Annotated in this window: 11 protein-coding genes; 6 read left to right on the top strand and 5 right to left on the bottom strand. The window is 64.0% G+C overall.

Annotated elements, in window-relative coordinates; translation table 11 throughout:
* Positions 1 to 7: 7 nt before the first annotated feature.
* Entirely contained in the window at positions 8 to 490 is a 483-nt protein-coding gene (locus NGM29_RS10020; RefSeq protein ID WP_254155928.1) for a universal stress protein, read from the bottom strand.
* A gap of 94 nt (positions 491 to 584) precedes the next feature.
* Between NGM29_RS10020 and thiC the strand changes: the two genes are divergently transcribed.
* From thiC to NGM29_RS10000, 4 genes are all read left to right on the top strand, one after another.
* The gene (gene thiC, locus NGM29_RS10015; RefSeq protein WP_254155927.1) at positions 585 to 2036 is read left to right on the top strand and encodes a phosphomethylpyrimidine synthase ThiC; all 1452 of its coding nucleotides are present in this window, start codon (positions 585 to 587) and stop codon (positions 2034 to 2036) included.
* A 138-nt stretch (positions 2037 to 2174) separates the two neighbouring features.
* Positions 2175 to 3074: a PhzF family phenazine biosynthesis protein gene (locus NGM29_RS10010; protein ID WP_254155925.1), complete on the top strand. Its 900-nt coding sequence runs from the start codon at positions 2175 to 2177 to the stop codon at positions 3072 to 3074.
* Positions 3075 to 3257: 183 nt separating this feature from the next.
* The gene (locus NGM29_RS10005) at positions 3258 to 4259 is read left to right on the top strand and encodes an arsenic resistance protein (RefSeq protein ID WP_254155923.1); all 1002 of its coding nucleotides are present in this window, start codon (positions 3258 to 3260) and stop codon (positions 4257 to 4259) included.
* A gap of 39 nt (positions 4260 to 4298) precedes the next feature.
* A complete protein-coding gene (locus NGM29_RS10000) occupies positions 4299 to 4715 on the top strand; it encodes an arsenate-mycothiol transferase ArsC (protein WP_254155921.1) in 417 nt (138 codons plus the stop codon).
* Between the two features lie 265 nt (positions 4716 to 4980).
* Here the strand turns inward: NGM29_RS10000 and NGM29_RS09995 are convergent, their stop codons facing one another.
* Positions 4981 to 5667 (bottom strand): hypothetical protein, encoded by a 687-nt coding sequence (locus tag NGM29_RS09995; RefSeq protein ID WP_254155920.1) that lies wholly within the window; start codon positions 5665 to 5667, stop codon positions 4981 to 4983.
* Between the two features lie 252 nt (positions 5668 to 5919).
* Here NGM29_RS09995 and ppsA point away from each other — a divergent pair, with 252 nt between their 5' ends.
* Complete coding sequence (ppsA, locus tag NGM29_RS09990; RefSeq protein ID WP_254155919.1) at positions 5920 to 8271, top strand: phosphoenolpyruvate synthase; 2352 nt, start codon at positions 5920 to 5922, stop codon at positions 8269 to 8271.
* Between the two features lie 36 nt (positions 8272 to 8307).
* Here the strand turns inward: ppsA and NGM29_RS09985 are convergent, their stop codons facing one another.
* The 3 genes from NGM29_RS09985 to NGM29_RS09975 all read right to left on the bottom strand — a co-directional run bounded on the left by NGM29_RS09985 (position 8308) and on the right by NGM29_RS09975 (position 10535).
* Positions 8308 to 8775: a hypothetical protein gene (locus NGM29_RS09985; protein WP_254155918.1), complete on the bottom strand. Its 468-nt coding sequence runs from the start codon at positions 8773 to 8775 to the stop codon at positions 8308 to 8310.
* Between the two features lie 138 nt (positions 8776 to 8913).
* Entirely contained in the window at positions 8914 to 9729 is an 816-nt protein-coding gene (locus tag NGM29_RS09980) for a class I SAM-dependent methyltransferase (protein WP_311136820.1), read from the bottom strand.
* Positions 9730 to 9779: 50 nt separating this feature from the next.
* Positions 9780 to 10535 (bottom strand): SDR family NAD(P)-dependent oxidoreductase, encoded by a 756-nt coding sequence (locus tag NGM29_RS09975; RefSeq protein WP_254155917.1) that lies wholly within the window; start codon positions 10533 to 10535, stop codon positions 9780 to 9782.
* Positions 10536 to 10747: 212 nt separating this feature from the next.
* Between NGM29_RS09975 and NGM29_RS09970 the strand changes: the two genes are divergently transcribed.
* Complete coding sequence (locus NGM29_RS09970; RefSeq protein ID WP_254155916.1) at positions 10748 to 12247, top strand: phytoene desaturase family protein; 1500 nt, start codon at positions 10748 to 10750, stop codon at positions 12245 to 12247.
* Positions 12248 to 12290: the final 43 nt, after the last annotated feature.

Here is a 12290-nt window from a genome sequence, read left to right as displayed (position 1 = left end):
AATTCCGCTACTCGACGGTCGCCTGGGCGTTCTGCACGCCCTCGAGTTCGTCGTCGCGGTCGCCGTCGACGCGAACGGTCAGGACCGGGACGCCGGCTCGTCTGACGACGCGTTCGGTGACGCTGCCCAGGAGGAGGCGGTCGATGCCGCCGCGTCCGTGGGTCCCCATGACGACGAGGTCGCACTTCTCCGGTTGCGCCTCGGCGACGATCACGCGGCTGGGCGAGCCCTCGAGCACCTGTGTCTCGACAGTCACGTCGTCGGGTGCGAGTTCGACGACACGCTCGACGGCCGCTTCCCCTTCCTCCCGGAGTGCGTCGGTGATCCCATCCCACGCGGTCTCCATCGGCAGCCCGCCATAGTTCGCCGCATTGACCACGTAAATCGCGCGCACCGTCGCGTCGTGGAGTCGGGCGAGGTCGATGGCGTACTCGACTGCACGCTCGCCCTCGACCGAGCCGTCGGTCGGGACGAGGATACACTCGTACATGTGTTATCGTGGTACATACTCGCCCGACGGATAAGTACGTTGCTGTAGATCGGGATGTGAAGGATTATAACCTAGTGGTACCACTAGGTTGTCCATGGCAGAGACGCAACTACAGGCTGCCCGATCGGGGACGGTCACCGACGCGATGGCACGAGTCGCAGAGCGAGAACAGCGCGCCCCGGAAGCCGTTCGGCAGGCGGTCGCCGACGGTCGCGCCGTTATTCCAGCGAACGTCGGTCACGATGCGCTCGATCCGATGATCATCGGCCGCTCGTTCGCGACCAAGGTCAACGCCAACATCGGCAACAGCGAGACGACGAGCGACGTCGAGACCGAACTCGAGAAGCTTCACACGGCCGTGCACTACGGCGCCGATACCGTCATGGATCTCGGGACGGGGAGCGACCTCGATCGCATTCGGACGGCCAACGTCGAGCACTCGCCCGTGCCGGTCGGGACGGTCCCCGTCTACGAGGCGGTCAAACGCGCCGGGTCACCTGAAGACTTGACGACCGAGCTGCTGCTCGAGGTAATCGAAAAGCAGGCTCGACAGGGCGTCGATTACATGACGATTCACGCGGGAATCCTCCTCGAACACCTGCCGTTGACGGAGGGGCGAACGACCGGAATAGTCTCGCGAGGTGGCTCGATACTCGCGAAGTGGATGGAATCCTACGGGGAACAGAATCCACTCTATCAGGTCTACGACGACATCTGCGTCATCTTCGGGGAGTACGACGTGACGTTCAGCCTCGGAGATAGCCTCCGTCCAGGATCGCTGGCCGACGCCTGCGACGAGGCGCAGTACGCCGAACTCGACACGCTGGGACACCTGACGCGACGGGCCTGGGATCAGGGCGTCCAGGTTATGGTCGAGGGGCCCGGCCACGTCCCGATGGACCGAATCGCCGAAAACGTCGAGCGCCAGCAGGACGTCTGCGATGGCGCGCCGTTTTACGTCCTCGGCCCGCTGGTCACCGACGTCGCGCCGGGATACGACCACATTACGAGCACCATCGGGGCGGCTATGGCGGCCAGAGCCGGGACCGCGATGCTCTGTTACGTCACGCCCAAAGAGCACCTCGGGCTGCCGGAGAAAGACGACGTTCGAGACGGACTCGCGGCCTACCGAATCGCCGCCCACGCCGCCGACGTCGCGAACGGTCGGCCCGGGGCTCGAGACTGGGACGACGCCCTCTCGGAGGCCCGGTACGCGTTCGACTGGTCGACCCAGTTCGACCTCGCCCTCGACCCCGAGCGCGCCCGGTCGTTCCACGACCAGACGCTCCCCGGTGACAACTACAGGGAGGCTCGCTTCTGTTCGATGTGCGGTGTCGAGTTCTGTTCGATGCGCATCGACCAGGATACCCGCGAGGAGGGAGAACTGGATCGGCTGACGGCACGGACGGATCTCGAGGCCTCGCCGGCGGCCGCGGTCAACCTGCCGCCAGTCGGCGTACACAACGGGGGTGAGGTTGGAACCGACGAAGCCGACGTCGAAAGAGATCGAGTCTCGAATTTCGACGCACCTGCCGATTCGAACTGACGTGCGTTCGGACACGAGTGCCCCGAATACGACCACCTTCGTACACGAGCACCCTCGAGCCGTCGGCCGACGGCATCCCCTTACTCGCGAGGTCCGGCCGTCGGTGGATTCATTTGGCTGTCAGCCGTCGCCGCCAGCATGGAGACGAGACGCGTACTGCAGGTCGACGCGTTCACCGACGAACCGCTGGCCGGCAACCCCGCCGGCGTCGTCCCGGACGCGAACGACCTCTCGGAGACGCAGATGCAGGCCATCGCCAACGAGATGGCCGTCAGCGAGACGGCGTTCCTCCTCGAGAGCGACAACGCCGACCGCCGAATCCGCTACTTCACCCCCACCCAGGAGGTCGACCTCTGCGGGCACGCAACCATCGCTAGCTTTGCCTGGCTCGCCGAGCACGGCGACCTCGAGCCCGGAACCTCGACCCTCGAGACGAACGTGGGGGTCCTCGAGATCGACGTCGAGGCCGACGGCACTGTCTGGATGACCCAGGACAACCCAACGATTCGTGAGGTTGACCTCGGGTATGGCGAGGTGGCCGACGCGCTGGGCGTCGATCAGGCAGGGCTTGAGGGCGTCGCCGCGGACCTCCCGCTGGCGGTCTCCTCGACCGGCCTCCCGTTCCTGCAGGTCCCGATCACCTACCTCTCGGACGTGGGCGGGGCCGAGCCGGACGCGACCGCCGTGGCGGCGCTCGCCAACCGGGTCGACGCCGCGGGCGTCTACCTGTTCACGTTCGACGCGCTCGAGGCCGAGTCGACCCTCCACGGCCGAGCGTTCGCCCCGGGGGCCGGCGTCCCGGAGGATCCCGTGACCGGCACCGCGAGCGGCGCCGCGGGCGCCTACCTCGAGCACTTCGGCGCGTTCGACGACTTCCCCGAGGAACTGCGCCTCGAGCAGGGCCACTACGTCGACCGGCCCGGACTCGTTCGCGTCCGCGTCGGCGACCAGGTGCAAGTTGGCGGCCGAGCGGTGACCGTTCTGGACGGCTCGTTACAGGTTCCCGAAGCGGAGGCGGACGACATACTCGAGGCCTGAGTGTCGGTTCGAGAGGCTCTGTTGAAACCCTTAGAGATTGATGCGAATCGCGTGCTGCATACAGAGAATGAATGCAGCACAGCAAATTCGTTTGTTTCACAATCTTAGATCGGAATCGACCGATACATACGGAGGCGAACATAGCGATGATAGTTTATCCACCAGTCCCAAAGTAGAACAAGAATGGATACGAAGGACTGGCTCCAACGGCGTCAGGTCCTCATATACGCACTCGCCGTCGTGTTAGCGATTGGAGTGGGGGTGAGCCGTCCGAGTTCGACTACATTCATCGAACAACTCATTGACCCTATACTGGCGGTTCTCCTGTACGTGACCTTTCTCGAAATCCCGTTCGTTCGACTTCGCCGTGCGTTTACGAACGGGCGATTCATGGCGGCGGCGCTTGCGATGAACTTCCTCGTCGTCCCCGTCGTTGTCTGGGGACTCACTCGACTTCTTCCTCCAGAACCAGTCATCTTAGTGGGCGTGTTCATGGTTCTCCTGACGCCCTGCATCGACTACGTAATCACCTTCGCGGAACTTGCAGGCGGCAACTCCGAACAAATCACCGCAACAACGCCAGCCCTAATGCTCGTTCAACTCCTGTTACTCCCGGTGTATCTCTGGTTGTTCATGGGTGCGGAGGTCGCTGAGGTCATCGAGGCCGGGCCGTTCATCGAGGCGTTTCTGGTTATCATCGCACTCCCGTTGACGCTCGCGTGGCTTACGGAAGCGTGGGCGGAACGCTCTCCGAGCGGCGAGTCTTGGAAAGCGACGATGGGGTGGCTACCCGTTCCGATGATGGGCATGACGCTGTTCGTCGTCATCGCCTCTCAACTTCCCCGAGTACAGGATTCAATCGGCCAGATTGCAATCGTCGTCCCAGTATACATCGCATTTCTCGTTATCATGCCCGTACTCGGGAAGGTTGCGGCTGGCGTGCTCCAAATGGACGTTGGGGAGAGTCGCGCGCTTGTGTTCACATCAGTCACCCGGAACTCGTTGGTCGTCCTCCCGTTGGCGCTGGCACTCCCAGCAGACTATGAGTTGGCCCCCGCCGTTGTCGTGACACAGACGCTTATCGAACTGACGGGAATGGTCGTTCTTACACGGGTCGTTCCGGCATGGCTTCTCCCGGAGCGTCCGACGCCGATTTCACTTTCCAATAGGTCACGAGGCGATTAAGCACTCACACTCTTGCCGCTGGGTCTGCAACGTCATAGCATGAAAGTTGCATTCGTCTGTGTTGGGAACGCTGGACGGAGCCAGATTGCGACCGCCTTCGCAGAGCGTGAACGAGATGAGCGGGAGATGGATGTAGAAATCGTAACTGGGGGCGTCAATCCAGCAGACAGCGTCCACGAAGAGGTTATTGTGGTCATGCAGGAGGACGACATCGACATTAGTGACCGGACACCGCGAAAAATCACGCCAGCCGACATTGAAGACGTCGACTATGTCGTTACGATGGGGTGTTCTGTCGAGCGGTTCCGCCCGGAGGAATGGGATGGGGAGGCGCGTCAATGGGAGTTAGCGGCATCTGCGGGCGAGACACTATCTTCCTATCGAGCGGTTCGTGATGAAATCCGAGAGCGAGTTAAGGCATTCTTCGATGAGATAGAACAGACGACCCAATTGTGAGTGATACATTCTCCACCTGTACTGATCGAACGCCCCCATCCAGATTGGCTCTCACTTCGTGGGACATTCGCGCCCTGTATTCAGCACGCGCCCAGAACCCTATCTAATCTTAGATATTCGTCATGGTATTTTAAAGGATCGAGCCGGATCACTCGAGACCGATCGCGGTCGAGTACACGCCGTCGATCGAGCACACGGGATCTGCCGCTACGGGACGCCGTTCCAGTGTATGGAAGAAACTAGAACGACGCGAGGAGAGAACGATTCAGGGTAGCGGATCGGACCCCTGATTCGTCCCTGACTCGTCGCGTTCGCGATCGCTCGAGTGGGTCGACCCCGATCCTGTCGGATCGGACCCTCCCGTGGCGGTCTGCGAACCCGATTCGGACCGAGAACTCGAGGTCGTTCCCTGGTTCGTTCGGGATCCCTCGCGGTCGAGCGGACGACGACCGGCAGCGCCGTCGGTCGAGGAACCGGACTCGAGCGCCGACGGTTCGTCGCCCGCGCCCGTCTCGAGCGCCGTCCCTTCGTCGAAACTCGCGGCGTGTTCCTCGCGCTTGAGCTCCTGGACGCTCCGGCGGGTCTCCGCGATGTCCTCCTCGAGATCCGTCAGCCGGCCGTCGAGGCCCTGCAGGATGTCGCTTTTGAGCGTCTGCCGGTCGAACTGGCGGGCGGCTTCCTCGCCCGCGGCCACCGGAACGGTGTACAGGAGCGCGAACGTTCGACCGAACTGCCAGACGGCGATTCCGAGGAGCAAGAGGATCACGGTGATTACCGGACTCGTCACCTCGATCGCCTGCCCCGGACTAGTCGGATCCGAGAACAACGCGCCGATCGATCCCGACAGGCCGACCACGAGGCCGAGAGCGACGAGCACGAACCCGCTGATCAGCGAGCCAGTCACGATAGCCCGATACTGGAGCGTCCGCGTGAGTACCTTCGCAAGGTCCATACGCGAGAGACTCTCACTCGAGCGGTATAGTCACTTCGGGACTTCATTGGAGCGGGAGGCATTTACCCACCGATGAAGGTCGCTTATGAACTCACAAACACCACACCGTACGGAGATTCGGAGGAGATTCGGACGGTCCTGCCCGTCCGACCGAGTCGGCCACCGTTCGAGAAGTTCATTCGGTTTCGAGTTGGAAATTGTAAGCATTGTTCGCAACCTTCTTTATTCGATGCGGTGTCCACAAAGACACAGATGGCAGTACTCTGGCTGGACGAGATCAGCGCCGACGACATCGAGACTGTCGGCGGCAAAGGTGCCTCCCTCGGGGAACTCACGAATGCTGGGTTGCCCGTCCCACCCGGGTTCGTCGTCACCGCCGGGACCTATCGACGCTTCATCGAGGACGCCGGCATCGACGAGGAACTATTTGAGGTCGTCGACGTCGACGTCGAAGACTCGGCCGCGCTCGCGAGCGCGGCCGACGGCGCCCAGGAACTTATCCTCGAGACGCCGTTCCCTGACGAGCTTCGCGAGGAGATTATCGAATCCTACCGCGAGGTTGGGGATGACGAGGAAGCCTTCGTCGCCGTGCGTTCGTCGGCGACGGCCGAGGACCTCCCGGACGCCTCCTTCGCCGGCCAACAGGAGACGTTCCTGAACATCACCGAGGACGACCTGCTCGACCGCGTCCGCCGGTGCTGGGCCTCGCTGTTCACCCAGCGGGCAATCTACTATCGACAGGAGCAGGGATTCGACCACTCCGTCGTCAACATCGCCGTCGTCGTCCAGCAGATGGTCGATGCCGAGACCTCGGGCGTTATGTTCACGAGCCACCCCTCCACGGGTGACCCCACCATGATCATCGAGGCTGCCTGGGGACTGGGCGAGGCCGTCGTCTCCGGGGCCGTCTCCCCGGACAACTACGTCGTCTCCCGCGAGGACGGCTCGGTCGACGTCACCGTCGCCGAGAAGAAGGTGATGCACGTCAAGGACGAGGAGACTGGCGAAACCGTCGAGCGCGAGGTGGACGAGGACCGCCGGAACGCGCGGGTGCTCTCCGATCGCGACCTCGAGCAACTGGTCGAACTCGGCGAACGCGTCGAATCGCACTACGACACGCCCCAGGACGTCGAGTGGGCGATGATCGACGGCGACATCTACATGCTCCAGTCACGGCCGATCACGACCATCGAGGGCGGGTTCGACCCCGACGTCGAAACCTCGGGGCTCGACCAGTCCGGAGTCGAGGCGGACGCGGCGACCGGCATCACCGACGGCAGCGGTTCGCAGGCGGTCGCCGGCGGTGAATCCGCCGACTCGAGCTCAAAAACCGGCGAGGTCATCGTCGACGGCCTCGGCTCGAGCCCCGGCACCGCCAGCGGCGCGGTCCGGATCATCCGCAAACTCGACGAACTCGACAAGGTCGAATCGGGCGACATCATCGTCACCGAGATGACCACGCCCGACATGGTGCCGGCGATGAAACGTGCCTCCGGCATCGTCACCGACGAGGGCGGCATGACCAGCCACGCCGCCATCGTCTCTCGAGAACTCGGCGTCCCCGCAATCGTCGGAACCCAGAACGCGAGTACCGTCCTCGAGGACGGCCAGGTCGTCACCCTCGACGGCGACAAGGGAACGGTCCTCGAGGGGGCGAGCGAACCCGAGGAGAACCGCGAACCCGTCGAGGAGGTCCGGCCACAGTCGCCGGTCAAGCCGATGACGGCCACGGAGGTCAAGGTCAACGTCTCGATTCCGGAGGCTGCCAACCGGGCGGCCGCCACTGGCGCCGACGGCGTCGGCCTGCTGCGCATCGAGCACATGATCCTCTCGCTCGGCAAGACGCCCGCGAAGTACATCGAGGACAACGGCGAGAACGCCTACGTCGGCGAACTCATCGAGGGCATCCGAACGGTCGCCGACGAGTTCTACCCGCGCCCCGTCCGCGTCCGCACCCTCGACGCCCCGACCGACGAGTTCCGCGAGCTCGAGGGCGGCGAGGGCGAGCCCGCCGAGCACAACCCGATGCTCGGCTACCGCGGCATCCGTCGCAGCCTCGACCGCCCGGACGTCTTCGCTTACGAACTCGAGGCGTTCCGTCGCCTGTTCGAGATGGGCTACGACAACGTCGAGATTATGTTCCCGCTGGTCAACGACGCCGAGGACGTCTTTCAGGCCAAGCGGCTCATGCAGGAAGCCGGCATCGACCCCGAGAAGCGCAAGTGGGGCGTGATGATCGAGACGCCAGCCTCGGCGCTCTCGGTCGGCCAGATGGCCGAGACGGGCATCGACTTCGCCTCCTTCGGGACGAACGACCTCACCCAGTACACCCTCGCGGTCGACCGGAACAACGAGAACGTCGCCGACCGGTTCGACGAACTCCACCCGGCCGTTCTCCGCCTGATCGGCGACGTGATCGAGACCTGCCGCGAGCACGACATCGACACGAGCATCTGCGGCCAGGCGGGCTCGAAGCCCGAGATGGTCCGGTTCCTCGTCAACGAGGGCGTCAGCTCGATTTCGGCGAACATCGACGCCGTCCGCGACGTGCAACACGAGGTCAAGCGCGTCGAACAGAAGCTGTTGCTCGAGTCCGTACGCTAGAACTCGAGTCGGCGTTCCGACTCGCGTTTCCTTCCTTCAGTCATTGCTGCCACGGAACCCGGCGAGGAACGCACTCGCGCCGCGATAGAGGACGGCGACGCCGGCGAACCCGACGAGGAGTCCGAGGATCGCCGCCGCCCAGCCGAATCCGGCGAGTGCCGTCGAGAACCCGACCCAGGTAGCCCCGGCGAGGACGGCGAAGACGCCGAGCGTGAGGATCAGGAACCGAGCCATCGCGACTCGCCGTGATCCGCGCCCGAGTGCCTCGAGCCCGCTCAGCTGAATCGCAGCGGCCTCGACGGCGAGCTGGAGGCCCAGTAGCAGCGAGAGGCCCACCAACAGGAGGCCGCTGCCCCCGCCGGTCACCAGGTGATCGTAGTCGAGAGCTACGAGCAGGTCAGACAACAGCATGTACAGCACGATCGTCGAGGGAAGCCCGACGAGGAGAACCGAACCGATATAGACCAGTGTCGCCATTAGCATCGGACGATCGGTCGAGTCCATGCGTACCCGTTCGTGATAGTGAAATAAAATGTTTCGGACGTGACCGCGTCTTAACGAGGTCCCCTCAAAGGATCGAGACGGAAAGAAACCCGGTGCAGTCGACCTCGAGAGTTAGGCGTCAGGAAGGAGCGAAACGGCTCAGAGTGCTTCCTCGAGTTCGCCGACGTCGACACCCGTCTCAGCCGCTGGCTCGCTCTTCCGGTAGAACACCCGCAACGTATCGACGCTGTCCTCGGTCCGGGCCAGCTGGGTGAATCCCAGGTCGGTGAAGATCGGCTTCCACTGCCTGAAATAGAGCGGAAAGTCCTCGACCTGCGTAGTCCGCAACAACTGATCGCCGTCGGGCTCGTTCTCCTTCGTCACCAGCAGGTCGTCGGTCACCCGGGCGATTTCGCCGAACACCCACTCGTTGTCGGGGTGGATGTGCTGGAGGGCCTCCACTGAGAAGACGACGTCGAACTGGCCGTCCTCGAGTCGCGGGAGGACGTCCTCGAGCGGTTCCCAGTAGAACGTCCCGTCCTCGGCTAGCTCGGGATAGCGCTCGGCCATGACGTCGCTGGCGTCCTCGTTCAGGTCGATCCCGTGGAGGTTCTCGTAGCCGTGCTCGCGGAGGTGCTCGAGGTGACGGCCGGCACTGCAGCCGACCTCGAGGATCGTCGCGTCACGTTCGACGCGCGCGTCAAGCACCGAGCGGATCGACTCTGTGCCGCCGGTCGTCCCCATGTCGGCGTAGAACTCCGGCGAGTAGACGCCCGAGCGCTCCGCCCAGCGTTTCTGGACCTCGTCGGAGTCCATCCGCCTCGAGTCCATCGAGAGCAACAGAGTGCCGAAGGCGCCAAGGACGGCCTGCGGGCGGGTGCGAAGGTAGGTGAGCGCGCCCTCGTTCGCGAGCGTCTCGCGCTGGCGATCGATGGTCGCTCGGACCCACCCGACAGCCGCCGACAGTCTCGTCATACCGGGCGTACGGCGTGGGACCGTAAACACCTGTGGTCTCGAGGTCGCCCCTATCCGTCGATCCCGCCGGTCGCTTCCTCCCTGTCAATCCCGTCGTTCGTCTCGTCTCTCGTCGCCCGCTTCCAGTCGGCGAGGCCGACGACCTCGCCGTCGAGCGCATCCGGGTCGCACTCGGTCGCCGCCCAGACGAAGAGTTCGGCCACCGATGCGGGGTCCCGTCCCTCGCCGCCAGTGAGGTCCGTCGCGACCTGGCCAGGATCGAGACAGCCGACGACGAAGTCGGTGTCGACGGCGAACCCGCGAACGACCGCCTCGGCACCCGCTTTCGAGACGGCGTAGGAGCCGTATCCTGACTTTCCGTCGCGGGCAACCGAACTCGTCGGAACGAGCACGCGAGCGCCGTCGCTCAAATGCGGCAGGGCTTCCGTGATCGTGGCGAACACGCCGCGCGCGTTCGTCCGCCAGTGGTCGTCGAAGCGGCTGTAGGATTCGTCGTCGATCGGCGTTTCGCCCGCGTCGCCATGATAGACGCCGGCACAGGCGACGACCACGTCGATTCCGCTCTTCGGTCCGGCCCTCGAGGTGGTCTCCATCAATCGCTCGCAGTCGAACTCGTCGCGAACGTCAGCTCGGAGACCCGTGACTGTCCCGTCGGTCTCCGAGACGAGGTCCGCGACCGTCTCCTCGAGTTCGGCGGCGTCTCGAGCCCCGACGACGACCGTCCACGCCTCGGCCGCGAAGGCCCTGGCGACCGCTCGACCGATTCCGTGCGTCCCGCCGGTGACGACGACCGTCCGTTCGTCCATGCACGACTCACGGCGGCCAGTTACTCGAGCGTATCGACTCGCCGCGGCCGGATACTCGATCGACTCAACTCGCCGTGGCTGGTTATTCGAGCGCATCGGCCCTCGGCGGTCAGTTACTCGAGCACATCGACCGGCAACGAGAGTCCCCCTCGCGAGCGATACCTACGTAAGGAGGCACACGTTTATCACTGATCCAACACTACTTTGGGACCATGCACTCGCTCGCGGGAGAGTCGGTCGTCGTGATCGGGGCCGGAATCGGCGGGCTGTCGACGGCGTGCTACCTCGCGGACGCCGGGGCCGAGGTGCGGGTCATCGAGAAGAACGAGCAACTCGGTGGACGGGCCAGCCGCCTCGAGAAAGACGGCTTTCGCTTCGACATGGGGCCCTCCTGGTACCTCATGCCGGACGTGTTCGAGCGGTTTTTCGCAACGTTCAATCGCTCGCCGAGCGACTACTACGACCTCACTCACCTCGATCCCCACTATCGAATTTTCTTCAAGGACGGGGACCGGGTGGACGTCACGAGCAACCTCGAGCGGACCAAAGCTGTGTTCGAATCCTACGAAGATGGGGCTGGGGAAGCGTTAGAGCGCTACCTCGAGAAATCGAGGGAGAACTACGAGGTCGGGATGGAACACTTCGTCTACGAGGACCGCGAGCGCCTGCGCGACTATCTCGACCTCGACGTGGCCCGCCAGGCTCGCGGCCTCTCGCTGCTGGGGTCGATGCAGGGTCACGTCGAGAACTACTTCGACCACCCGAAACTCCAGCAGATAATGCAGTATACCCTCGTCTTCCTCGGCGGGTCGCCCCGAAACACCCCCGCGCTGTACAATTTGATGAGCCACGTCGACTTCAACCTCGGCGTCTGGTACCCCGAAGACGGCATCGGCGGGGTCATCGACGGCATCGCCGACCTCGGGCGCGAACTCGGCGTCACCTACGAGACGAACCGGCCGGCGACCGAGATCAAGGGTCGCGAGGGAGCGTTCTGCGTCGAAACCCCGAAGGGACCCCTCGAGACGGACCTGGTGGTCAGCAACGCCGACTACGCCCACACGGAGCAAGCGCTGCTCCCGCCCGAGAAGCGCGGCTACGACGCCGACTACTGGGCGTCGCGCACCTACGCCCCCTCCGCGTTTTTGTGCTACCTCGGTGTGGAGGGTGACGTGCCGGACCTCGCCCACCACACCCTCGTGCTCCCGACGGACTGGGAGCACCACTTCGAACAGATCTTCGACGAGCCCGCCTGGCCGGACGACCCGGCCTACTACCTCTGTGTCCCCTCCGAGACCGACGACACCGTCGCTCCCGAGGGCCACAGCAACCTGTTCGTGCTCGTCCCGGTCGCACCGGGCCTCGAGGACACTCCCGAGATTCGAGAGGAGTACCGAGACTTCGTCCTCGCGGACATCGCCGAGCACACCGGCACCGACCTCTGCGACCGAATCGTCTTCGAGGAGACGTTCAGCGTCGACGACTTCGCCGACCGGTACAACAGCTTCGCGGGCACCGCGCTGGGAATGGCCCACACCCTGCGACAGACGTCCCTCTTTCGACCACCACACCGCTCGAAGGAAGTCGACGGCCTCTACTTCACCGGATCGTACACCACGCCCGGCATCGGCGTCCCGATGTGTCTCATCAGCGGCGAACTCACGGCCGAGAAGGTAGTTGAGGATTTCGGTACTAACCGTGCTGGTACCTGACTCGAGGTGACCACGATGGCACCGACCGACACGCAGATCCGAA

This window comes from Natronosalvus rutilus (assembly GCF_024204665.1).
Lineage (GTDB): Archaea > Halobacteriota > Halobacteria > Halobacteriales > Natrialbaceae > Natronosalvus > Natronosalvus rutilus.
Note: the sequence above shows the minus strand (reverse complement) of the source record. Positions and strands in the feature narration are given on the sequence as shown.

What these genes read in the sequence shown, in the direction of transcription:
- NGM29_RS10020 (WP_254155928.1), bottom strand. Translation starts at nt 490, where the DNA reads ATGTACGAGTGTATCCTCGTCCCGACCGACGGCTCGGTCGAGGGCGAG.
- thiC (WP_254155927.1), top strand. Translation starts at nt 585, where the DNA reads ATGGCAGAGACGCAACTACAGGCTGCCCGATCGGGGACGGTCACCGAC.
- NGM29_RS10010 (WP_254155925.1), top strand. Translation starts at nt 2,175, where the DNA reads ATGGAGACGAGACGCGTACTGCAGGTCGACGCGTTCACCGACGAACCG.
- NGM29_RS10005 (WP_254155923.1), top strand. Translation starts at nt 3,258, where the DNA reads ATGGATACGAAGGACTGGCTCCAACGGCGTCAGGTCCTCATATACGCA.
- NGM29_RS10000 (WP_254155921.1), top strand. Translation starts at nt 4,299, where the DNA reads ATGAAAGTTGCATTCGTCTGTGTTGGGAACGCTGGACGGAGCCAGATT.
- NGM29_RS09995 (WP_254155920.1), bottom strand. Translation starts at nt 5,667, where the DNA reads ATGGACCTTGCGAAGGTACTCACGCGGACGCTCCAGTATCGGGCTATC.
- ppsA (WP_254155919.1), top strand. Translation starts at nt 5,920, where the DNA reads ATGGCAGTACTCTGGCTGGACGAGATCAGCGCCGACGACATCGAGACT.
- NGM29_RS09985 (WP_254155918.1), bottom strand. Translation starts at nt 8,775, where the DNA reads ATGGACTCGACCGATCGTCCGATGCTAATGGCGACACTGGTCTATATC.
- NGM29_RS09980 (WP_311136820.1), bottom strand. Translation starts at nt 9,729, where the DNA reads ATGACGAGACTGTCGGCGGCTGTCGGGTGGGTCCGAGCGACCATCGAT.
- NGM29_RS09975 (WP_254155917.1), bottom strand. Translation starts at nt 10,535, where the DNA reads ATGGACGAACGGACGGTCGTCGTCACCGGCGGGACGCACGGAATCGGT.
- NGM29_RS09970 (WP_254155916.1), top strand. Translation starts at nt 10,748, where the DNA reads ATGCACTCGCTCGCGGGAGAGTCGGTCGTCGTGATCGGGGCCGGAATC.